This window comes from uncultured Psychroserpens sp. (assembly GCF_947494225.1).
Classification (GTDB): Bacteria; Bacteroidota; Bacteroidia; order Flavobacteriales; family Flavobacteriaceae; genus Psychroserpens.
The window spans coordinates 446617-469472 of record NZ_CANLUG010000002.1; the positions used below are offsets into that span (position 1 = coordinate 446617).

General features: G+C 34.8%; 21 protein-coding genes. 15 read left to right on the forward strand and 6 right to left on the reverse strand.

Translation table 11 applies throughout. The annotated features are described in order from the left end of the window. The first annotated feature begins 7 nt into the window (after positions 1-7). A complete protein-coding gene (locus Q0893_RS06100) occupies positions 8-562 on the forward strand; it encodes a thioredoxin fold domain-containing protein (protein WP_298900451.1) in 555 nt (184 codons plus the stop codon). A gap of 10 nt (positions 563-572) precedes the next feature. Here Q0893_RS06100 and Q0893_RS06105 read toward each other — a convergent pair whose 3' ends face one another. Together Q0893_RS06105 and Q0893_RS06110 are read right to left on the reverse strand one after the other, a co-directional pair. After that, positions 573-2606, reverse strand: coding sequence for a ComEC/Rec2 family competence protein (locus tag Q0893_RS06105; protein WP_299273380.1), 2034 nt, complete (start codon positions 2604-2606; stop codon positions 573-575). 41 nt (positions 2607-2647) lie between these two features. After that, entirely contained in the window at positions 2648-3166 is a 519-nt protein-coding gene (locus tag Q0893_RS06110) for a C40 family peptidase (RefSeq protein ID WP_299273383.1), read from the reverse strand. 188 nt (positions 3167-3354) lie between these two features. On the opposite strand from Q0893_RS06110, the gene Q0893_RS06115 reads away from it, so the two are divergent. Then, entirely contained in the window at positions 3355-3705 is a 351-nt protein-coding gene (locus tag Q0893_RS06115) for a hypothetical protein (RefSeq protein WP_299273386.1), read from the forward strand. Here Q0893_RS06115 and lpxB read toward each other — a convergent pair. Together lpxB and surE are read right to left on the reverse strand one after the other, a co-directional pair. Beyond that, positions 3672-4796, reverse strand: a complete 1125-nt coding sequence (gene lpxB, locus Q0893_RS06120; protein ID WP_299273389.1) for a lipid-A-disaccharide synthase — start codon at positions 4794-4796, stop codon at positions 3672-3674. The two genes, Q0893_RS06115 and lpxB, sit on opposite strands and share 34 nt — an antisense overlap. A 28-nt stretch (positions 4797-4824) precedes the next feature. Next, positions 4825-5604 (reverse strand): 5'/3'-nucleotidase SurE, encoded by a 780-nt coding sequence (surE, locus tag Q0893_RS06125; RefSeq protein ID WP_298900446.1) that lies wholly within the window; start codon positions 5602-5604, stop codon positions 4825-4827. Positions 5605-5817: 213 nt separating this feature from the next. Between surE and Q0893_RS06130 the strand changes: the two genes are divergently transcribed. Continuing rightward, positions 5818-7983 carry a carboxy terminal-processing peptidase gene (locus Q0893_RS06130; protein ID WP_298901510.1) on the forward strand — a complete coding sequence of 722 codons (2166 nt, stop codon included), beginning with the start codon at positions 5818-5820 and terminating at the stop codon, positions 7981-7983. Position 7984: 1 nt separating this feature from the next. Then, complete coding sequence (locus Q0893_RS06135; protein ID WP_299273393.1) at positions 7985-9079, forward strand: ABC transporter permease; 1095 nt, start codon at positions 7985-7987, stop codon at positions 9077-9079. Between the two features lie 2 nt (positions 9080-9081). Here the strand turns inward: Q0893_RS06135 and yihA are convergent, their stop codons facing one another. Both yihA and Q0893_RS06145 read right to left on the reverse strand, forming a co-directional pair. Next, entirely contained in the window at positions 9082-9690 is a 609-nt protein-coding gene (gene yihA / locus Q0893_RS06140; protein WP_299273396.1) for a ribosome biogenesis GTP-binding protein YihA/YsxC, read from the reverse strand. Between the two features lie 30 nt (positions 9691-9720). After that, positions 9721-10485, reverse strand: coding sequence for an alpha/beta hydrolase (locus Q0893_RS06145; RefSeq protein WP_298900443.1), 765 nt, complete (start codon positions 10483-10485; stop codon positions 9721-9723). A gap of 298 nt (positions 10486-10783) precedes the next feature. Between Q0893_RS06145 and mraZ the strand changes: the two genes are divergently transcribed. From mraZ to Q0893_RS06200, 11 genes are read left to right on the forward strand one after another with little or no spacing between them, the layout of a single operon-like run. Beyond that, positions 10784-11251, forward strand: a complete 468-nt coding sequence (gene mraZ / locus Q0893_RS06150; protein WP_298900442.1) for a division/cell wall cluster transcriptional repressor MraZ — start codon at positions 10784-10786, stop codon at positions 11249-11251. Beyond that, on the forward strand, positions 11238-12134 hold the full coding sequence (gene rsmH / locus Q0893_RS06155) for a 16S rRNA (cytosine(1402)-N(4))-methyltransferase RsmH (RefSeq protein WP_298900441.1): 897 nt from the start codon (positions 11238-11240) through the stop codon (positions 12132-12134). The genes mraZ and rsmH overlap by 14 nt, the downstream gene beginning before the upstream one ends. Beyond that, the gene (locus tag Q0893_RS06160) at positions 12131-12448 is read left to right on the forward strand and encodes an FtsL-like putative cell division protein (protein ID WP_298900440.1); all 318 of its coding nucleotides are present in this window, start codon (positions 12131-12133) and stop codon (positions 12446-12448) included. Before rsmH ends, Q0893_RS06160 begins: the two co-directional genes overlap by 4 nt. Before the next feature lie 58 nt (positions 12449-12506). After that, a complete protein-coding gene (locus Q0893_RS06165) occupies positions 12507-14453 on the forward strand; it encodes a penicillin-binding protein (protein WP_298901509.1) in 1947 nt (648 codons plus the stop codon). Continuing rightward, positions 14453-15916, forward strand: coding sequence for a UDP-N-acetylmuramoyl-L-alanyl-D-glutamate--2,6-diaminopimelate ligase (locus Q0893_RS06170; protein ID WP_299273403.1), 1464 nt, complete (start codon positions 14453-14455; stop codon positions 15914-15916). Before Q0893_RS06165 ends, Q0893_RS06170 begins: the two co-directional genes overlap by 1 nt. Before the next feature lies 1 nt (position 15917). Further along, complete coding sequence (gene mraY / locus Q0893_RS06175; protein WP_299273406.1) at positions 15918-17159, forward strand: phospho-N-acetylmuramoyl-pentapeptide-transferase; 1242 nt, start codon at positions 15918-15920, stop codon at positions 17157-17159. Then, a complete protein-coding gene (gene murD / locus Q0893_RS06180) occupies positions 17160-18491 on the forward strand; it encodes a UDP-N-acetylmuramoyl-L-alanine--D-glutamate ligase (protein ID WP_299273409.1) in 1332 nt (443 codons plus the stop codon). A gap of 11 nt (positions 18492-18502) precedes the next feature. Further along, positions 18503-19699 (forward strand): FtsW/RodA/SpoVE family cell cycle protein, encoded by a 1197-nt coding sequence (locus tag Q0893_RS06185; RefSeq protein ID WP_299273413.1) that lies wholly within the window; start codon positions 18503-18505, stop codon positions 19697-19699. Next, positions 19699-20796, forward strand: a complete 1098-nt coding sequence (murG, locus tag Q0893_RS06190; protein ID WP_298900435.1) for an undecaprenyldiphospho-muramoylpentapeptide beta-N-acetylglucosaminyltransferase — start codon at positions 19699-19701, stop codon at positions 20794-20796. The genes Q0893_RS06185 and murG overlap by 1 nt, the downstream gene beginning before the upstream one ends. Continuing rightward, positions 20793-22145, forward strand: a complete 1353-nt coding sequence (gene murC, locus Q0893_RS06195) for a UDP-N-acetylmuramate--L-alanine ligase (protein WP_299273417.1) — start codon at positions 20793-20795, stop codon at positions 22143-22145. Before murG ends, murC begins: the two co-directional genes overlap by 4 nt. Further along, positions 22135-22854 carry a cell division protein FtsQ/DivIB gene (locus Q0893_RS06200; protein ID WP_298900432.1) on the forward strand — a complete coding sequence of 240 codons (720 nt, stop codon included), beginning with the start codon at positions 22135-22137 and terminating at the stop codon, positions 22852-22854. The genes murC and Q0893_RS06200 overlap by 11 nt, the downstream gene beginning before the upstream one ends. Positions 22855-22856: the final 2 nt, after the last annotated feature.

Consider the following 22856-nt stretch of genomic DNA (forward strand, 5'->3'; position numbering starts at 1 on the left):
TTATACTATGAAGAAATTAGTTTTAATATTAGCAGTAGCCTTGATTTCATCAGCGTCTGCTTTCGCTCAGTCACAAGAAATTAATTGGATGACTTTTGAAGAAGCTCTTGCTGCTCAAAAGAAAAAGCCTAAAAAAATTATGATGGACGTTTATACCAATTGGTGTGGTCCATGTAAAATGCTTGATAAGAATACCTTTCATAATAAAGATGTGGTAGATTATGTTAATGAGAACTACTATGCCGTAAAATTTAATGGTGAAGGAAATTCTGTTGTTAATTATAAAGGTAAAGACTATAAGAATGCCAATTATAAAGCCGAATTAAAAAACAGGAGAAATAGTGCACACGATTTAACACGTGCGTTAGGCGTGAGAGCATATCCAACAATCGTTTATTTTGATGAAAAGGGAGAAGTGATTCAACCAATTAGTGGCTACATGAAACCTCGCGACATTGAGTTATACCTAAAGTTATTTAGCTCTGATGATTATAAAAGTATTAAAACTCAAGAGCAGTTTAATAACTATTTTAAAGCGTTTAAAGCAGAATTTAAAGAGTAACCGTATTTACTTACTTAATGATAAACGCTCCCTTTTTGCCAGTTTGGTGGAAAGGGAGTTGTCTTTTTTGGCAGGTGGCTTCCCAACGACTTATATAAGATTTGTAATTGCTACCATCTGCTATGATAAGTTTGGGTTCAATGGAGTCAATGAGTCGCTCTAAGTTGAGGCGAGGAGAGTTTCGAAGTAAGACAATATCTGGACGAAACGATTTTATATTGTAAACAGCTAAACTATCAATAACTAAGAGTATTTGACCTTTAAATACATATACAGATTTAATACTGTCTCTTGAAATCGTATTAATGAAATGTCCAATGCTAAAATTGGTAATTAGTTTATCGTTTTTAATTGCGATACTATCGAGGTTATCAAAAACATGTAATGTCGCATTTCTTTTTTCGGCTATGATACTATGTCTCCTTTTATGAAATACAACAAATTTGCTATGGCTGTTTTTGTATTCATACCATAACATAACACTCTGTACCATAACAATAGTTATGAGTAAAAATAACCATCGCCTATAGTTTTGCCTTGTATATAAACGAATAATGGCTATTGTAAGTGTATAGTATACCAATATATGCGCAACGCCAAAAGAAATGGCCGTAACTAGAAATGCCTCTTGCTGAGCTACCCAGCCAACAAGAGTATTCATCAGGTTAATCAAATTTCCGAAGAACTGTGCTAAAAACTCAGGTAAACTATTTAGTAAAGCCAAGACAATAACCAAAATGCCAAGACCTAGAATTATACCTAAAAAAGGAATGATTGCCAGATTAGATATAAAAAACAAACTTGGGAACTGATGAAAATAGTACAGACTAATTGGTACGACACCTATTTGAGCGGCAATAGTAACTGTTGAAATTTTCCAAAGATAATCTTGTATTTTCCACTTAGGCGCCCAAAGTTTATAGAGTAATGGTTGTATGCTTACGATGGCAAAAACCGCTAAATAACTCATCTGAAAACCAACATCAAATAGAAACATTGGTTGACACAGAAGTAGTATGAATATTGAAATAGTAAGGGTGTTATAAATATTGGTTAATCGATTCGAATGAAGTGCAATGGCGACAATACTAAACATGGTCACTGCGCGCGTGACTGATGCAGAGAGTCCAGCTATAATGGCAAATGACCAAAGTAAGATGAGTAAGAAGCTAACTTTAATAAACTTGCCGTATTTTAAATATTCTATAGGTTTGAGAACAACTTGTAGTATCATTAAGATAATTCCGATATGCAGTCCTGAAACAGCTAAAATATGAACGGCTCCTGCGTTAACATAATCATTGTAGATATTTTGACTCATATCTTGACGTTGACCTAAGAGAAGTGCATTGATAATGGCTAATTCTTCAGGTTTAAAATTGAATGCTTTGAGTTTAGCATTAATCTTTTGGCGCAAATCTTGGGCATAACCAAGTACAGTATTTCTTTCAGATTTTAAAGTTAAAATAGACCGTTGATTAGCATAGACCTGATGATAGATGTGCTGTTTTTCTAGATAGGACTTATAATCAAACTGATTTGGATTTAGTCGAACAGATGTTGGTTGTAATTGAGCGTATGTATAAAGGAGGTCATCTACATTATATTTGTGTTGAGTGCTATCGTTTTTTATATACAATAAGAGTTTTCCACATGTTTTACGTTTATCCTTTTTTAGTAAGTCAACAATGTATTTGTCATGATAAAGACTTGATTTAAGTTGTTCTCTTATTTTTAAAGTTAATTGGTGGCTAATGTCGTTATCAAGGAGTGTATGACTGTAATGTGTTTTGAAATTTTTCTGATTATGAAAATTGTAGGTTAGCGTACCTATAAAGCATAGCAGGCAATATGTTGAAACACCAAACCAAATGGTTTTTTTGTATTGACGCTTTGAAATTAGAAAGGAGATAGTGAAGACTAGGAGGAAAATTAAAGTGCCATAAATAGATTGTCGTAAAGTTATTGACAATAGGTGTGTTGCTAAAATTCCAGAGGCAAGACTAAATGTTAGTTTTATGACTGTAGAATTGAGAGGTTTCATCCTCTCAATATAGCAAATTAATTATATATATAGAAAATATTCTACAACATTCGTCTTGCCTGTACATAGGCTAAATACCAATATTTTTCTGCAAGATTTGAGGTGATAACGCCTCTACTCGTTGTTGAGTGAATAAACTCAACATGACCTGGTCTACTTTTGGTGACGATACCAACATGGTTAATTTTTCTACTATTTTTTTTCGTGGCAAAAAATAATAAATCACCTTCTTTTACTTCCTTTACATCAATCCAATCACCACGTTTAGATAAATCGCCTGTTGTTCGCGGAAGTAAAACATCTTCTATTTTAAAGGCCGTTACTACCAAGCCAGAACAGTCCATACCTCGTTTGGTGGTTCCGCCATATTTATAGCGTGTACCTTCAAAAGTTTTAGCGTAATTGATAATGTTTTTAATCTCTTTAGATGTTGTAGAAGATGATGGTGTTCGGCTTGTAGATGTTTTAGAAGTTTTGCTTTTTTTCGTAACAACACCTTTTGATGACTTGCATCCAGCTAGGCACGCACTGAAAATAAGAAGTAGGATAATGTTTTTCATAGATAGGAAAATATGGTCTAAAAATAGAGAATTAGGAGACTTTACCTGTAAGATAACGTATGTGTTTTCAACAATGTTATTTACAAAAGCTAATTATATATATTCTAACTCACTTTAATCTCGTTTTTAACTTACCTAAGATTGTAAGCTAAAATTTTGTAAATTTAAGTTTAAAACATAAAGAAATTATGTCGTTTTTTATCGTAAATGTCTTTGATCAAGGTCATTGGAATAATTATGAACCAATATCCATTGAAGGGTTTTTAATAATGCTAAGCGTAGCTGCATTCTTTTTAATTATCCATAAAGTTGTTAATCGAAAACCATCAAAAATTTCGATGGATAATGAGCTAAATCTTGAGTCCTATATTTTAGATTTTAATAATAATCAAGTTGCTTCTAAAAAAGTATCTGTTCTAACCAAAATAGGCGTGTATATAATTTCAGTATTAATATTGATAACACCTTTGAGTTCTCTTTTGCAATTAACTTATAGTTATAATTATTATTGGGTTTGGCGATCTTGGATACTTTGGTAAATCAATCTTGCTGCATTCTCGCTAGCACCTTTGCCGCCTAATTTCTTTTCTAGATCATAATAGTCTATAAAAAACTTTATACGCTGGTCTTCGTCCAATATTTTACTTAGTTCTTTTTTAAGACGTTTTTTGTTTAGGTCACCTTGAATGAGTTCTGTAACAACCTCACGATCCATAATTAAATTGACTAGAGAAATATATTTAAGTGTTATAATACGCTTGGCTATTTGATATGAAATAGCGTTTGCTTTATAACAAACGACTTGTGGAACTTTAAATAAAGCAGTTTCAAGGGTTGCAGTTCCAGAGGTCACTAAAGCAGCCGTAGAGACACTCAATAAATCATAAGTTTTATTTGAAATAAAGGCAACGTTGTCTTGCTTGATAAATGTTTTGTAAAAACTATAATCCTGACTAGGAGCGCCTGCAATTACAAATTGATATTCAGAAAAATCATTAACCAAACTAAGCATCACTCCAAGCATTTTAGTGATTTCTTGTTTTCTACTACCAGGCAATAAGGCAATAATCGGCTTTTTACTTAGATGGTGTTCTTCTCTAAATGTGGTCTCGTCAACTTGTACCCTATCTGAAATAGCATCTATTAAAGGGTGACCAACAAAATTAACATCATAGTTGTACGTGTCGTAAAATTCTTTTTCAAAAGGAAGAATGACATACATGGCATCTACATCACGCTTTATTTTTTCAACACGTCCAGCTCTAGAAGCCCAAACTTGAGGTGATATGTAATAATGGGTTTTGTATCCTTGTTCCTTGGCCCATTTTGCTATTCGAAGGTTGAATCCTGAATTATCAATACAAATAATCACATCTGGGTTAAAACTACTAATATCAGTCTTACAGTGCTTTATGAGTCCTAAAATTTTTCTAAGATTTAGAACGACTTCGGCAAATCCCATAAATTGACGCTCTTTATAGTGTTTTACTAAAGTTCCACCAACAGCTTGCATAAGGTCTCCTCCCCAAAATCTAAATTCGGCATTACGATCTTGTTTTTGTAATGCTTTCATTAAATTGGAACCATGTAGGTCTCCAGAGGCTTCGCCAGCAATGATGTAATATTTCATTTTAATTAGATCCTATACTAAGAGTTCTTTATTTTTTATTAAAATTCCATGTATTTAAACGTTGAATACTATGATGAGCCGTTAGGTCAAATTGAATTGGGACTACAGAAACGTAACCATTTGCTAAAGCCCATTCATCTGTGTCTTCCCCATGGTCAAGATTAACAAATTTTCCAGTAAGCCAATAATAGTCCTTTCCATACGGGTTTTGTCGCTTATCAAATTCTTCTTCCCAATTGGCCTTTGCCTGCCTACAAACCTTAATACCTTTTATATCTTTCTTTTCTAAATTCGGAATGTTTACGTTTAAAACAGTTCCATTGTCCAAACCATGTTCTAAAACGTGCTCTGCAATGGTTTTAATATAAGATTTGCTGTGTTCAAAGTTTGCACTCCAATTATAATCACAAAGTGAAAACCCAATAGCAGGAATACCCTCAATACCTGCTTCTATTGCAGCACTCATGGTGCCAGAGTAAATCACATTAATTGAGGCATTAGAGCCATGATTAATACCAGATACACACAAATCTGGTTTTCGTTTTAGAATTTCTCTTACACCTAATTTTACACAATCTGCTGGAGTTCCAGAACAGCTATATTCCTCAAATTGATCAGCATCATTAGTAATCTTGTCTATATGTAGCGTGGAATTGATGGTTATCGCATGTCCCATACCACTTTGTGGACTATCTGGAGCAACTACTACCACGTCACCAATGCTAGTCATAACATCAATTAAAGATCGTATTCCTGGAGCTGTAATTCCATCGTCATTGGTGATTAAAATGAGAGGCTTTTTTGACATAAAAATATCTTGATTTATAGATTTACAAAAATAGGTAAATAGGCTTGAATTTCCTATAAATAAGGGTTTAACAAAAAATTAGTAGCACATGATTTTATTGGCATGATTTTTTCAATTACTTTAGTAGAAATTATAGATTTAGCATTAACTTACATAACTTAAGAACTAATTTCTAGTTAAATGCGTTTTATATCAAAAAATATGAAGAATATGATGAAAAGGAATTATAAACTGTTGCTACTTGTTTTAATGTTAGCATTTGCCTCGTGCAGTTTTACTAATAAATATGATGACCCCAATAAAGATAAGCTATTAATACAGCTTATTACCTATGTTTTAGAAAATGGACATTTCGACCCACAAGATTTAAATGATAGTTTCTCAGAAGAGGTTTTTAACGATTATTTGGAACAATTAGATCCATTTAAGCGTTATTTCTATGCGTCGGATATCGAAGAGTTTGAAGCCTATAAAGATCAGTTAGATGATCAAATTAAAGCCTATGATATTTCTTTTTTTAACTTAACTCATGAGCGTTTACTAAAGAGAATAGAAGAATCTAAGGATATGTATAAGGATGTGCTATCTGAACCATTCGATTTTTCTAAGGCTGAAGAATTCTCTACAGATTATGCTAAATTGTCTTATGCAGCTTCCAAAAAGGAAATGAAAGAACGTTGGAGAAGACAACTTAAGTTTTCTACCATTGCAAATTATGATGATTTACTAACAGATCAAGAAAATGCGAGAAAACAGAATTTACCTAATGAAGAAAATTCAGAAGCAAAAGCAGAAAAATCTATTGTAGATAAATCAAAAAGTGAATTAGAATTCGATGCTAGAGAAGCAACATTACGTTCGTTGGATGAACTCTATGATTTTATTGAGGACAGACAACGTAAAGATTGGTTTGCTGTCTATATTAACGCTATAGTTGAAGAGTTTGATCCTCATACATTCTACTTTGCACCAGAAGATAAAGACCGTTTTGATGTTGCTATGTCTGGTAATTTTGAAGGTATTGGTGCTAGGTTGCAGAAAAAGATGGATGCTATTCTGGTAAATGAAATTATTAGTGGAGGACCTGCATGGAGACAAAATGAATTAGAGGTTGGAGACCAAATATTAAAAGTACGTCAGGAAGATGAAGATGAGGGGATTAATATTGTTGGTATGCGTTTAGATGATGCTATCAAATTTATTAAAGGCCCAAAAGGAACAGAAGTGACCTTAACCTTAAAAAAGGTTGATGGTACAGTTGAGGATATTACAATTAAAAGAGATATTGTAGAGCTTGAAGAAACGTATGCCAAATCGTCTACCGTAATTAAGGATGACAAGAAGTTTGGTGTTATTAATCTGCCAAAATTCTATGTCGATTTTGAAGATTATAATAAACGCAATGCGGCTTCAGATATCAAATTAGAAATTGAAAGATTAAAAGCAGAAGGCGTTGAAGGTCTTGTGTTGGATTTAAGAAACAATGGAGGAGGATCGCTTCAAACAGTCGTTGATATGGGCGGATTGTTTATTGACGAAGGCCCAATTGTTCAGGTGAAAACTGCAGGAGAACCGAAAGAAGTCTTGAAAGATCGTGATAAATCTATCGTTTGGGATGGTCCTTTAGTAATCCTAGTAAATGAATTATCGGCTTCGGCTTCGGAAATTTTGGCCGCTGCAATGCAAGATTATAAAAGAGCAATTGTTATAGGTAGCAAGCAAACGTACGGAAAAGGAACAGTGCAAAATGTATTAGACCTTAATCGAATAGTAAGACAAAATAGTAATGGGGATATGGGAGCGTTAAAGTTTACCACTCAGAAATTCTATAGAATTAATGGAGGTTCTACTCAGTTAGAAGGTGTAAAGAGTGACGTTGTAGTTCCAGATCGTTATAGTTATATCGATATAGGAGAAAAGGATCAAGAAAACCCATTAGAATGGGATAGAATTGATGCTGTTGACTATAATCTTTGGGGAAGCTATTATGATTACGATACCACCATTGCTAAGAGTAAAGAACGTATGGCTAATAATGAACAGTTAAAACTTATCGATGCTAATGCGCAATGGGTTAAGAAAATAAGAGATAGAGAGATGTACTCTCTTAATTATGACGACTACAAAAGGGCTTTAGATATGAACGAACAAGAGTCTAAGCGTTTTGAGAAACTTTCAGATTATAAGACAAACTTGACGTTTCAATCATTGCCTTATGAAGTTAAATTAATGAATAAAGATTCTATCTTAAAAGAAAAAAGAGAACGCTGGCATACGAGCCTAAGTAAAGATGTTTACATCGAAGAAGCATTAAATGTTTTGAACGATCTTAAGATGACTTACGAAATTAAAAAGGTAGCGACATCTGTAAAAAATTAAAATGAGTAAAACAAGCGACTCATTAACACAATTAGCGCTCCGAAAGTTCAAAAAGAACTTTTGGGGCGTTTTGAGTTTTTGGCTAATCGTAAGTATAGGTCTCATGGCGTTGTTTGCTTACGCCATTGCTCCAGATGATTCTCAAAACGCAAACCAAATGCATTTGTCTATTCATTCTCAACGACCAGGATTTAGCGTGAAAATGTTATATCTACCTTCAGATATCAAGACAAATCAATCTGTGTTCTCTAAATTGTTATTCGGAAAAACTAATAACCCAATTGAGGTTCCTATTTCAGAATATGCAGCAGATAATAATCAATTGTCGTACACTGAATATGCCTCAGATGGTTTAATTGGGGTTCGTAAAACTATTGATTTGAGTGTTTTTCCCAACAATGATTACACGCCTTATGTTAAACAGAAAACTTTCCTTTTTGGAACCGATAAATATGGTCGTGATTTGTTGAGTAGAATTCTTATAGGTTCAAGAATATCGTTTTCAATAGGTTTTATAGCTGTGCTCATTTCATTAGTTATAGGCATTATTATGGGAAGCATGGCTGGATATTATGGAGGTAAAGTTGATGCGTTCATTATGTGGATTATCAACGTCACTTGGTCTATACCAACTTTGTTACTTGTAATCGCAATTACGCTTGCCTTAGGAAAAGGATTTTGGCAAGTATTCATAGCCGTAGGTCTAACAATGTGGGTCGAGGTTGCAAGAGTAGTTAGAGGGCAAATTATAAGTGCCAAAGAAATGCAATATGTTACTGCTGCAAGGGCATTAGGGTTTAACGACTACAGGATTATTGCCAAGCACATATTGCCAAATATAATGGCACCTATTATTGTAATTTCTGCCGCTAACTTTGCGGCTGCAATTCTTATTGAAAGTGGTTTAAGTTTTTTAGGTATAGGAGCGCAACCGCCAATGGCAAGTTGGGGAGCTATGATAAAAGATCATTACAATTACATTATTTTAGGTAAACCTTATTTAGCGATGATTCCTGGACTTTGTATTATGATTTTAGTGATGTCATTTATGCTTATAGGCAATGCGTTGAGAGACGCATTAGATGTGAAGTCCTAAACTTAGCGCATAGCTTCAATTTCAACATTAGTGTCGTTAATAAATTGTAAAACACTATCTCGACCAATTGTTTTCGAAGATGATGTAATGAAATATGTAGGTACCTCTTCCCATGTTTTTAAAAGCTCTTCACAATAGGCATCAACATTACGTTCAATGGCTTTAGGTTTTAATTTGTCGGCCTTGGTAAAAATAATAGAAAACGGAATTTGACTAACTCCTAAATACTCCATGAATTCCAAATCTATGTTTTGAGGCTCATGTCTAATATCAACCAAAACAAAAGCAGAAACCAGTTGTTTGCGTTTTTCAAAATAGTTCGTGATGAACTTTTGAAACTTCTTTTTAGCCGTTTTTGAGACGCGCGCATATCCATAACCAGGTAAGTCTACTAAAAACCAAGATTTATTAATCATAAAGTGATTGATAAGCTGAGTTTTCCCAGGTCTTCCTGAGGTTTTAGCTAAGTTCTTGTGATTGGTGAGCATATTAATTAATGAGGACTTCCCAACGTTGCTGCGACCAATAAAAGCGTACTCTGGTATCTGATGTTTAGGACATTTGTCAACGTCAGAATTGCTCATTATGAATTCGGCAGTTTTTATAACCATACTAGTGCTTTGAGTTCTTGCTAATAAGAACTATAAATTTTTATCTGTCAACCAAGTATTAAGAATCTGATTGAACTCATCAGGGTGCTCCATCATAGCCGCATGCCCACATTTGTCAATCCAGTACAAATCAGAATTTGGCAGAAGTTCGTTAAATTCTGTGGCAACTTCAGGAGGTGTTACAGTATCATTCTTTCCCCAAATTATACAAACAGGTAAGACCATTTTAGGTAAGTCTTTTGCCATATTATGTCTTATAGCGCTTTTTGCTATAGCTAAGGTTTTTATAAGTTTATTTCTGTCGTTAACCGTTTCGTAAACTTCATCAACAATGTCTTTAGTAGCTACTGCAGGATCATAAAAAACCTCCTGTGCTTTTTTCTTGATAACTTCATAGTCCCCGCGTTTGGTGTATCCTCCTCCCATTGCGCTTTCATATAGACCAGAACTGCCAGTTATAATAAGTGCTTTTACTTTTTCTGGATAAAGTTTTGTGTGATAAAGACCAATATGGCCTCCTAACGAATTTCCAAGTAAAATAACCTCGTCAAAACCCTTGAAGTCAATAAAATCTCTTAGGTATTTGGCAAAACTCTTCACGTTTGTCTTAAGTAACGACATCGTGTAAATTGGAAGCTCTGGTATGAGTACCTTATAGCCTTTTGTGCTAAAAAAATCCGTGACTGCATCAAAGTTACTCAATCCACCCATTAACCCATGAAGCACAACAATAGGTGTGCCTTCTCCAACTTCAATATACTTATAGTCTTTCTCTTCCTTTAAACGATGCGTCATGTACTAGTTAGTGGTTTTGGTCAAAAACAAATATAGGTATTTCCATTAAAACATTGGCATATAATTTAAGTAGAGAAAGAATAGTTTAAACGAAGATGTTAACAATATAAATGGGAGGTCGTGTCGAAATTTTATTAAGCTGATTGTAAATATTTTAGCGTGTTTTCTTCGGAAATGATAAGAGGTAATTTAAGGCAGAAAGATAAATTTATCAACAAAAGTGGGGTGAAGTGGTAAAATGTGGTAAATTTTTCAATATATTTGAATCTTAATCGTTACTCTAAGTAAATCAATCATTTTGAACCCTTTAATCGGAACATACGAGTGTAAAGTTGATGCCAAAGGAAGGCTAATGCTACCTGCTGCTATAAAAAAGCAGCTACTCCCTGTTTTGCAAAATGGGTTTGTGCTAAAGCGTGCTGTGTTTCAGCCGTGCTTGGAGTTGTATCCAATGAGCGAATGGGAAGCGCTCATGCAAAAAGTGAATAAACTCAATCGTTTCAAAAAGAAAAACAATGATTTTATTAGACGCTTTACTGCTGGTTTAAAACAGGTGGAGGTTGATGCAGCAGGTCGATTGTTAATCCCTAAAGATTTAGTTGCTTTTTCAGGAATAACAAAGGAAATAGTAGTCTCGTCTGCAATAAATATTATTGAAATATGGGATAAAGATAAATATGAAAAGGCTATTGATGATGCAACAGGTGACTTTGCAGATCTGGCAGAAGAAGTGATGGGACAAGACGATGAAGATGGAATATCATAACCCAGTATTATTAGATGAAACGGTTAATGGTTTAAATATTAAACCTGATGGAATTTATGTTGATGTCACTTTTGGAGGTGGAGGACATAGTAAAGAAATTTTAAGGCAATTAGGACCCAACGGAAAGTTGTTTGCTTTTGATCAAGATAAAGACGCTCTTTTAAATACAATTGATGATGATCGATTTACACTAATCAATGAAAACTTTAGATATGTAAAACGTTTTCTCAGATTTTACGGTGTTAAACAAGTAGATGGTGTTTTGGCTGATTTTGGTGTTTCGTCTCACCAGTTTGATGTAGCAGAGCGCGGTTTTTCAACCCGGTTTGAAGCTAACTTGGATATGCGAATGAATCAGGATGATAGCTTGTCTGCATATCATGTAGTTAATGAATATGAAGAAGAGCAGTTAAGGCAAGTTTTATTTCAGTACGGAGAATTAAGGCAAGCACCAGCGATGGCGAGAGTTATTATTGAATCACGACGTGATGGAGAAATTAAAACTAGTGAACAGCTCAAAGCAACACTTAAACGGTTTCTTAATCATAAAAAAGAAAATAAAGTATTGGCTCAAATTTATCAAGCCATTCGTATAGAGGTTAATCAAGAAATAGAAGTCTTAAAAGAGTTCTTACAACAAACGCCAGAAGTTTTAGTAAAAGGAGGTCGGTTGAGCTTGATTTCATATCACTCGTTAGAAGATAGGTTGGTGAAGCGTTTTATAAGAAATGGCTTATTTGAAGGAGAACCAGATCGTGATGTCTTTGGGAACTTTGAAGTGCCACTTAAAAAAGTAGGAGGATTAATTGTTCCAACAACAGAGGAGATTGCCAGAAACAATAGAGCAAGAAGTGCAAAACTTCGAATCGCCGAAAAACTATGAGAAAGAGCATCTATAGCATATTGAGGGGTAAGTTTTTAGTAAGCGATGACTCGTTTAAAAATTGGCGAATCATCATTTTTATTTCAGTCTTAGCTATCATTATGATTGCAAGTTCGCATAGTGCAGATCAAAAAGTATATGAGATAGCAAGACTCAAAAATGAAGTTAAAGAATTGAGATCGGCATTTGTCGATGGAAGGTCAAAATTGATGAGGTTGAAAATGGAATCATCAATTATTAGAAAAGTAGAAGAAAAAGGAATCAAGATTTCAGAGATTCCACCACAAAAAATAAAAGTTAAAACACAGAATTGAAAAGGTGGCAACAACCGAAACAAACATATTAAACAGATTGTATTTCGTGGCTGGCAGTATGTTTGTCTTTGCTCTCGCTGTGGTTTTTAAACTCTGTAGTATTCAATTTATTCAAGGCGATGAATATAGAAGTTTAGCAAAAGAACGTACGATAAGAAATATTGAAATTCCCGCAAATAGAGGTAACGTATATTCTGCCGATGGAAGTTTGTTGGCAACCTCAATTCCAAAATATGATATTCGTATTGATGCTATTCAGCCAAAGCAAGAAGTGTTTAATGAGTATATAAAGGCCTTAGCAGATTCACTTCAAGCGTATTCTGGTGTGTCCTCAAACACGTATCAGCAAAACATAAAAAAAGCAAGACGAAACAAGAATCGTTACTTTCTTTTAGCGCGTAATATTAGTTATTCAGATTATATCAGATTACGAAATTTCCCGATGCTCGAGTTAGGGGCGATTAAAGGCGGGCTCATTGTTGAGCAAACAACTAGACGAGAGCACCCAATGGGAGGTATTGCAGAACGATCTATTGGCTACGAACGTTTTGATGAAGATGGAAATGTAACAAGGGCTGGAATTGATGGAGCCTTTGGAGCTAAGTATCTAAGAGGTGAAAATGGTAAGCGATTAAAACAGAAAATAGGTAATGGACAATGGAAACCTATTGTGGATTACAATCAACAAGAGCCCAAGGATGGTTACGATGTGTACACAACAATTGATGTTAATATTCAAGACATTGCCCACCACTCGCTGTTAGGGCAACTAGAAAAATATGATGCAGATCATGGTTGTGCAGTAGTAATGGATGTGAAAACAGGAGAAATTAAGGCTATAACAAATTTGGCCAAAACCGATAATGGGAATTATTACGAAAAACGTAATTATGCTGTTTGGGAATCGCATGAACCAGGTTCGACATTTAAAGTAATGGCTTTAATGGCGGCTTTAGAAGATAAAGTTATTGACACATCTACGATAGTTGATACGCAAAATGGTTCTAAGCGCTTCTACGGAAGAACCATTAGGGATTCTCGTGGCTATGGGAAAATTTCTGCTGCTAGGGCACTTGAATTGTCATCAAACATTGGTTTGGCTTCTATCATCGATGAACATTATTCCAAACAACCAAAGAAGTTTATAAATAGAATTAAAAGTTGGAATCTTCATGATACACTTGGTGTTTCAATAATGGGAGAAGGTAGGCCAATAATACCAGAGCCAGGTGATAAAATATGGAGTAAAAATGCCTTGCCATCTATGGCCTATGGATATAATATGGCAATGACACCTTTACAAACCTTAACATTTTACAATGCCATAGCTAACGATGGGGAAATGATTAAGCCACGCTTTTTAAAAGCTGTAAAAGAGTTTAGTCAAGAAATAGAAGTCTTTGAAAAAGAAGTCATTAATCAGAAAATATGTTCAGACAAAACTTTAAATGAAATTCGTGAGATTTTAAAAAATGTTGTTATTCGAGGAACAGGTCGACGCATGTATTCTGAGAATTTTTCTATGGCTGGTAAAACAGGAACGGCTCGAACAGATTATAATGATTATGAAGAATGGTTAAAAGATAGAAAATATGTGTCTTCTTTTGCGGGTTATTTTCCAGCAGATAATCCAAAATATTCTTGCATTGTGGTTATTCATCAGCCCAGCACTAAAGTTGGCTTTTATGGAGCCGATGTTTCTGGCCCAGTATTTAAAAGAATCGCTCAAAAAATTTATACCGAAACACCGCTTATTGATGAAGTGGAATCACTAGAAGTTGTTGATGCTAAAGTAGAAACTGAGTATCAAGCATTTTTTAAAACAGCACAAACATATATCACCATTATGCCTGACGTTATTGGTCTCCCAACAATGGATGCCTTAGCGCTATTAGAAAACATGGGGCTTAAAGTAAAGTTGGAAGGTGTAGGTACTGTTAAATCACAATCAATAAATAAAGGGGTTAAAGTGAAGTCAAACCAAATAGTTGTTTTAAAAACGTAATGACACTATTAAAGGACATATTGTATAAGGTTACTCTCAATGCTGTTACAGGCAATACTAGTTTAGAAGCAAATGCTATTTGCTTTGACTCCCGTCATGTGTCTAATGGGGACGTATTTGTTGCAATTAAAGGGACTTTAGTGGATGGACATGAATTTATTGATGTAGCCATCGATAAAGGAGCTATTGCAATTATTTGCGAAAAATTACCAGAACAGCTCAAAGATAATGTCACCTATGTGGAGGTTGAAAGTACAAGTCAGGCTTTGGCGTTTATGGCAGCAAATTTCTATGGAAATCCCTCTGAAAATTTACGACTAGTTGGTGTTACCGGAACTAATGGAAAGACAACAATTGTCACTTTATTATATCAGTTATTTAAAAAAGCAGGCTACAAAGTAGGTCTATTGTCTACGGTAAAAATTATGGTAGATAATACCGAATATAAAGCCACTCATACAACGCCAGATTCGTTAGCTATTAATAAATATTTAAGGCTAATGAATGATGAAGGTGTTGAGTTTTGTTTTATGGAAGTGAGCTCTCATGGGATTCATCAACATAGAACTGAAGGTTTGCATTTTGAAGGAGGTATTTTTACTAACCTTTCTCATGATCACTTAGACTATCACGAGACATTCGCCGAATATCGTGATGTTAAAAAGTCTTTTTTTGACAACCTTCCAAAAAAGGCGTTTGCCTTAGTGAATATTGACGATAAAAATGGTCTGGTAATGCTCCAAAATACCGCGGCCAAGAAGAATACGTATGCGCTTAAAACCTACGCCGACTATAAAGCTCAAGTATTAGAGAATGAATTTAGCGGACTTTTATTAAAGCTAAATGAAAGTGAATTGTGGACCAAACTTATTGGAAATTTCAATGCCTATAATGTAACCGCTATTTATGGAGCTGCCGAATTGCTTGGTTTAGAAAAGGTTGAGATTTTAAGACTTATTAGCGAACTCGAAAGTGTGAGTGGACGTTTTCAATATCTCATTTCCGATGAAAAAGTAACGGCAATAGTTGATTATGCACATACGCCTGATGCTCTTAAGAATGTACTAGAAACCATAAACAGTATTCGGACAAATAACGAAGAACTCATTACAGTTGTTGGCTGTGGAGGTGATAGGGATAAAACTAAACGTCCTAAAATGGGACACATTGCGTCGGCATTAAGTACCAAAGTCATTTTTACAAGCGATAACCCAAGGAGTGAAGTTCCCGAGACGATTATAGAAGATATTGAAAAAGGTGTTGAACCTCAAAATTTCAAAAAGACAATGTCTATAGTCGATAGAAAACAGGCAATTAAAACGGCATGTCAGCTGGCAAGCCCTAATGACATCATATTAATTGCAGGAAAGGGTCATGAGACCTATCAAGAAATTAAAGGAGAACGTACAGATTTTGATGATTATAAAATAGTTAAAGAATTTTTAAAGCAGTTACAAAAATAATATGTTGTATTACCTCTTCGAATATTTAGAACAACAGTTCCAGCTTCCTGGAGCTTCTCTCTTCGGTTTTATTACGTTTAGAGCTGCTGTCGCAATCATATTGTCACTCCTAATTTCCACAATTTTTGGTAAACGTATTATTCGGTTTTTACAAAAGAAACAGGTTGGTGAAACCATTAGGGATTTAGGGCTTGAGGGACAAGTAGAAAAGGCAGGAACTCCAACCATGGGAGGGATTATCATTATTCTCGCAACACTCATTCCAGTTCTACTTTTAGCGAAGCTAGATAATATTTATATCATTCTACTTATTGTAACCACGATTTGGATGGGAGCAATTGGGTTTATTGATGATTATATCAAAAAATTTAAAAATAATAAAGAAGGTTTAAAAGGACGTTTTAAAGTATTAGGGCAAGTTGGCTTAGGTGTTATAGTTGGCGCTACAATGTACTTTCATGAAGATGTCACCATAAAAGAAAAATTACCAATTGAGCAACAGAAAGTTCTTTTGGCAGAAGACCCAGACATTGCGCCAAGCGCATTGTTTGAAGCTGAGGAAAAATCCACGAAAACAACAATCCCTTTTGTAAAAGGTAATGAATTCGATTATGCAAATTTGATTACTTGGATTAATCCAGGTTTAGGAAAGTATGCTTGGATTATTTTCATATTGGCTGCCATTTTTATAATAACGGCTGTGTCAAATGGAGCAAACTTAACCGATGGAATTGATGGTCTGGCTGCAGGAAGTTCTGCTATTATAGTGTTGACACTTGGTCTTTTTACTTGGGTTTCTGGTAACATAGTTTTTTCAGAATATCTGGATATTATGTATATCCCAAGAGTAGAAGAGGTTACTATTTATATTGCTGCGTTTGTAGGAGCTCTTATTGGGTTTTTATGGTATAACACATATCCCGCTCAAGTATTTATGGGAGATACAGGGAGTTTAACAATAGGAGGTATCATTGCCGTAATTGCTATTGCTGTAAGAAAGGAATGGCTTATACCAGTATTGTGCGGTATCTTCTTAGCCGAAAATTTATCGGTTATGCTACAGGTGAGTTATTTCAAATACACGAGAAAGAAGTTTGGTGAAGGCAGGCGCATTTTTAAAATGTCACCCTTACATCATCATTATCAAAAATCAGGATATCACGAAAGTAAAATAGTAACGCGATTTTGGATTGTTGGAATCCTCTTGGCGATAATAACAATAGTGACATTGAAAATTAGATAGATGAAGCGATTAGTGATTCTTGGAGGCGGAGAAAGTGGTGTAGGAACAGCGCTTTTAGGAAAGGCAAAAGGATTTGAGGTGTTTGTTTCTGATAAAGGAGAGATAAAAGAAAAGTATAAACAAGTTCTTATACATAATGAGATTGAATTTGAGGATGGGATGCATTCTGAAGACAAAATTCTGAATGCAGATGTTGTCATGAAAAGCCCTGGAATTCCAGATAGAATTGCTTTGGTAAAAAAGATTAGAACCAAAGGAATAACTGTGGTTTCTGAAATAGAATTTGCTTCTAAATACACCAATGCAACGGTGATTGGAATTACTGGAAGCAACGGAAAAACAACAACAGCTAGTTTAACGCATCATGTGTTAAAGCAAGAATTAAGTGTTGGTTTGGGCGGTAACATAGGCGATAGTTTTGCAAAACAAATTTTAGAACATGACTATCCAAATTATGTGCTTGAGATTAGCAGTTTTCAATTGGACGATATTACAGAGTTTAAACCAAAAATAGCCGTTTTAACCAATATCACACCAGATCATTTAGATAGATATGACTATCAGTTTGAACGCTATATCGCCTCAAAATTTAGAATCGCAGAAAACCAAACCAAAGAGGATTATCTCATATATGATGGTGACGATGAAGTGATTTTAAATTGGCTCAAAAACAACCCAGTTCAATCAACATTATTGCCTTTTTCATTGACAAAATCCATTGAAAATGGCGCATGCTTAGAAAATAATAATATAAAAATAACAATAGATAACAATCAAATAATTATGCCAACAGCGAACTTAGCATTAGAGGGAAAACACAATATTAAAAATGCAATGGCGGCGTCTACCGTGGCCCATTTGCTTAAAATTAGAAAACAGACCATTCGTGAAAGTTTAGAGAACTTTCAGGGTGTTGAGCATCGTCTTGAACATGTACTTAAAATCAATAAAGTACAGTACATCAACGATTCGAAAGCTACCAATGTTAATGCTACTTATTTTGCGTTGGAAAGTATGGATGCTCCAACAATTTGGATTGTTGGCGGGACAGATAAAGGCAATGAATATCAAGAGCTTTTTCAGTTTGTAAACGAAAAAGTAAAAGCTATTGTATGCTTAGGTGTAGATAATGAAAAACTCATGAAGAGTTTTGGAGGAATGGTAGACATAATTGTTGAAACTCAGTTTATGAGTGAAGCTGTGAAAATTGCTTATAAAATAGCTGAAGCAGGAGACAATGTGCTGTTATCACCTGCATGTGCAAGTTTTGACTTGTTTGAAAATTATGAAGATAGAGGCCGTCAATTTAAAGAAGCTGTAAGGAATTTGTAAAAAAACAATAAGTGCAAACACTATTTAAAAACATAAAAGGAGATCGGTTAATTTGGGCCATTGCTGCATTGTTGGCAATTTTCTCATTTCTTCCTGTGTATAGTGCTGCAAGTAATTTAGCTTATGTTGGTGGAGGTGCAGGCAATACGTTTACATATTTCGTAAAACACTTTATGCATTTGTTTTTAGGTTTTGCTATTATGTATGGTGTTCATAAAATCCCTTATCGCTATTTTCGAGGATTGTCTATGGTAATGATACCAATAGTGATTGTTTTATTGGTGGTTACAATGCTTCAAGGTACTACAATTGATGGTGCAAATGCTAGTCGATGGATTCAAATTCCATTTATTGGAATGTCTTTTCAAACTTCTACGTTAGCAGCAGTTGTTTTAATGGTTTATGTAGCTCGTTATTTATCTAAAATTCAAAATAAAAAAATAGCATTTGTAGAAACACTGCTACCACTATGGGCTCCCGTGTTCATAGTACTCATATTGATTCTGCCTGCTAATTTTTCTACTACTGCCATTATATTTTTAATGGTTATGATGTTGGCTTTTATTGGAGGTTATCCAGTAAAATATTTGGCCGTAATCATAGGTACTGGTCTTGTTGCTCTTACACTTTTCGTGTTGGTGGCAAAGGCATTTCCAGATACTATGCCAAATCGTGTTGATACTTGGATGAGTAGGGTTGAAAACTTTGCAAATGGAGAAAATACTGAAGCCGACTATCAAAGCGAAAATGCAAAAATTGCAATAGCTTCTGGCGGTGTTAGGGGTAAAGGACCAGGGAAAAGCACGCAAAAAAATGTATTGCCTCAGTCCTCGTCAGATTTTATTTTCGCCATTATTATTGAGGAATACGGGTTGATTGGTGGATTGTTTTTGCTCGTACTTTATTCTTGGCTCTTGTTTAGAATTGTCATTGTATCTCAAAAATCTGATACCATTTTCGGCAAGCTACTTGTTCTAGGTGTTGGCCTGCCAATTATATTTCAGGCATTAACAAATATGGCCGTTGCGGTCGAGTTGTTTCCAGTTACAGGCCAGACATTACCCTTAATTAGTAGTGGTGGAACGTCAATTTGGATGACCTGTCTAGCGATAGGAATCATTTTAAGTGTAAGTGCGAAACGAGAACAAATGAAAGAACAAGAAGTCAACAATGATAACCCATTAGAAATCTTAAGCGAAACAATTTAATGAGTCATTATAAAATCATATTATCTGGAGGCGGAACAGGAGGACATATCTATCCTGCAATTGCTATTGCAAATGAGTTGAAGTCTCGTTTTCCTGATGCTGAGTTTTTGTTTGTTGGCGCATCTGATCGTATGGAAATGGAAAAGGTGCCACAAGCAGGCTATGATATTGAAGGGCTTTGGATTTCTGGGATTCAACGGAAACTAACGTTGAGGAATTTAATGTTTCCTTTTAAGCTGATATCGAGTTTACTGAAATCGCGAAAAATCATTAATACATTTCAACCGCATGTAGCGATTGGAACTGGAGGTTTTGCTAGTGGACCTTTATTGAAAACTGCTATTTCTAAAGGAGTTCCTAGTTTAATTCAAGAACAAAATTCTTATCCAGGAATCACCAATAAATTATTGTCTAGAAAGGTTGATAAGATATGCGTTGCTTATGATGGTTTGCAGCAGTTCTTTCCAGAAGAAAAGATAGTGTTAACTGGTAATCCTATTAGGAAAGATTTATTGAATTTAGAACGCAAACATATTCAAGGTAAAGATGCTTTTACTCTAATTCATAGTAAACACACCTTGCTAATATTAGGTGGGAGTTTAGGCGCTAGACGCGTGAACCAATTGATAGAAGATAAGTTAGACTATTTTAAAGAACAGAACATACAATTGATATGGCAATGCGGAAAATTGTATTATCAGGAATACAAGCATTATAATGATTTAGAGTATGTTCAGGTTCATGCTTTTCTTAATAATATGGATATGGCCTATGCAGCCGCAGATGTTATTATATCTAGAGCTGGAGCAAGTTCTGTGTCAGAACTTTGCGTTGTTGGAAAACCAGTGATTTTTATCCCTTCGCCTAATGTGGCAGAGGATCATCAAACAAAAAATGCTAAGGCTATTGCAGATAAAAATGCTGCAATTTTAATCAAGGAAAGTGAATTAGACACCACATTTGAAAATGAATTTGATGCGCTTATAGCGTCTTCAGAAAAAAGACAGGCATTGGGTGAACATATAAAAAGATTGGCATTAGTAAATGCTACAAAAGATATCGTAGATGAAGTTGTAAAACTTTTAAAAAATAAATGAATTTAGAGCGAACACATAGTATCTATTTTATAGGCATTGGAGGTATTGGAATGAGTGCCTTAGCGCGTTATTTTGTGGCTAAAGGTTTGACTGTAGGAGGTTATGACAAAACCCAAACGGAAATCACTAATGCGCTCGAAAATTTAGGGGTTTCTATTCATTTTGATGATAATATCAACCAAGTAGAAAGCGAGTTTTTGAATCCAAATACTACGCTAATTGTGTATACACCAGCAATTCCAGGATCTCATGGTGAATTAAATTATTTCAAGTCTAATGGGTTTGAGGTGTTGAAGCGTTCGGCTGTGTTAGGTGAGATTACTAAACAAACATTCTGCCTTGCCGTCGCTGGAACTCATGGTAAAACAACGACAACCAGTATTTTGGGGCATTTGCTCAACGCTTGCGACGTTGAGGTTACAGCATTTTTGGGAGGTATCAGTGAAAATTATAATTCTAACCTTATACTGAAAGGAACAGATGTGACTGTTGTAGAAGCTGATGAGTTTGATCGTTCTTTTTTGGCCTTATCGCCAGATTTTGCGTGTATTACATCTATGGATGCAGACCATTTGGATATTTATGGTAATGCTTCAGAACTAATAAAATCATTTGAAGATTTTTCAGAAAAAATAAAACCAAATGGAAAACTGTTTGTGAAAAACGGACTCCCAATTAAAGGGATTACTTATGGCATTGAAGACGATTCAGATTATTCGGTAAAAAACATAAAAATAATAAATGGTAGTTATGTGTTTGATGTGAAAACGCCAAACACGCTACTCGAAAATTTCAAATTTAGCCTACCTGGTAGACACAACCTGTCGAATGCATTAATAGCCTTGGCGATGTCTGTAGAATATGGACTCCCTCATCCGCAGCTCGCCAAAGCTTTAGCATCTTATAAAGGAGTAAAGCGTCGATTTACCTATCAGATTAAAACGGAAGACTTAGTGTATATAGATGATTATGCACATCATCCAGAAGAAATTAATGCTGTTCATCAGGCGGTTAGAGAAATGTATCCAAATAGAAAAGTACTTGCTGTTTTTCAACCGCATTTGTATAGTAGAACGCAAGATTTTGCCAATGAATTTGCGACGAGTTTGTCGCAATTCGATGAGATTATCTTACTGGATATCTATCCGGCTCGAGAGCTTCCAATTGAAGGAGTGACTTCTAAATGGTTACTTGATAAAATAAGAAACAATAACAAAAAGTTGGTCGGAAAGTCTGAGTTAATCGATCAAATAAAAGCTTCAGATGCCTCTGTACTTTTAACAATTGGAGCTGGAGATATTGGAGAAGAAGTTAAACACATAAAAAATGTATTGAGTATTGCGAATTAACTATGGTTATATAAAAGTTGGGTTATTACTACTGTTAGTAGGGTTTTTATATGCGTTTTCTTCTGTGAGAAATTCGACAAGGAAAGTGATTGCGCCAGAAATTAAATTCATAGGAGATGATAACCTTTTTGTAACAGAGGAGACTGTTAGTAAATTGTTAATACAAAATCAGGAGAGCGTTACGAACAAGCCTAAAGATATTATAGATTTGAACGAATTAGAATCTGCCCTAAACTCTAATCCAATGATTAAGCAAGCGCAAGTGTTTATGAGCGTTGATGGTTTAATCACGGCTGAAATTGAACAAAAAAAACCTATTGCAAGAGTAAGCACAAATGCATCTTATTACATTGATGAGACGGGTTCCTTTATGCCGTTATCAACAAATTATACTGCACGCGTGCCTTTGGTGACTGGTTATATAGAGAAGAATGACTTGGAAAATGTGAAGATTGTAGCATTAAAAATTCAGAATGATGAATTCTTGCTCAAGCATGTTGTCCAAATACATCAAAATCAAGATAAAACTATTGATCTAATGTTTAGATCACAAGATTTTAGAATCCATTTAGGAACGCTGAAATTGTTAGATAAAAAAATAAATAACCTTAAGGCTTTTTATGTAAAAGCGATGAAAGACAATGCACTAGGCAATTATAAGCTGGTGAATTTAAAATTTGATAAGCAAGTAATTTGCACCAAAAAGTAAAT

Coding starts and splice junctions, on each gene's coding strand:
- Q0893_RS06100 (WP_298900451.1), top strand. CDS start 8: ATGAAGAAATTAGTTTTAATATTAGCAGTAGCCTTGATTTCATCAGCG.
- Q0893_RS06115 (WP_299273386.1), top strand. CDS start 3,355: ATGTCGTTTTTTATCGTAAATGTCTTTGATCAAGGTCATTGGAATAAT.
- Q0893_RS06130 (WP_298901510.1), top strand. CDS start 5,818: ATGAAAAGGAATTATAAACTGTTGCTACTTGTTTTAATGTTAGCATTT.
- lpxB (WP_299273389.1), bottom strand. CDS start 4,796: ATGAAATATTACATCATTGCTGGCGAAGCCTCTGGAGACCTACATGGT.
- rsmH (WP_298900441.1), top strand. CDS start 11,238: ATGGAATATCATAACCCAGTATTATTAGATGAAACGGTTAATGGTTTA.
- Q0893_RS06110 (WP_299273383.1), bottom strand. CDS start 3,166: ATGAAAAACATTATCCTACTTCTTATTTTCAGTGCGTGCCTAGCTGGA.
- yihA (WP_299273396.1), bottom strand. CDS start 9,690: ATGGTTATAAAAACTGCCGAATTCATAATGAGCAATTCTGACGTTGAC.
- surE (WP_298900446.1), bottom strand. CDS start 5,604: ATGTCAAAAAAGCCTCTCATTTTAATCACCAATGACGATGGAATTACA.
- murC (WP_299273417.1), top strand. CDS start 20,793: ATGAATTTAGAGCGAACACATAGTATCTATTTTATAGGCATTGGAGGT.
- Q0893_RS06165 (WP_298901509.1), top strand. CDS start 12,507: ATGTTTGTCTTTGCTCTCGCTGTGGTTTTTAAACTCTGTAGTATTCAA.
- Q0893_RS06160 (WP_298900440.1), top strand. CDS start 12,131: ATGAGAAAGAGCATCTATAGCATATTGAGGGGTAAGTTTTTAGTAAGC.
- murD (WP_299273409.1), top strand. CDS start 17,160: ATGAAGCGATTAGTGATTCTTGGAGGCGGAGAAAGTGGTGTAGGAACA.
- murG (WP_298900435.1), top strand. CDS start 19,699: ATGAGTCATTATAAAATCATATTATCTGGAGGCGGAACAGGAGGACAT.
- Q0893_RS06105 (WP_299273380.1), bottom strand. CDS start 2,606: ATGAAACCTCTCAATTCTACAGTCATAAAACTAACATTTAGTCTTGCC.
- Q0893_RS06145 (WP_298900443.1), bottom strand. CDS start 10,485: ATGACGCATCGTTTAAAGGAAGAGAAAGACTATAAGTATATTGAAGTT.
- mraY (WP_299273406.1), top strand. CDS start 15,918: ATGTTGTATTACCTCTTCGAATATTTAGAACAACAGTTCCAGCTTCCT.
- Q0893_RS06135 (WP_299273393.1), top strand. CDS start 7,985: ATGAGTAAAACAAGCGACTCATTAACACAATTAGCGCTCCGAAAGTTC.
- Q0893_RS06170 (WP_299273403.1), top strand. CDS start 14,453: ATGACACTATTAAAGGACATATTGTATAAGGTTACTCTCAATGCTGTT.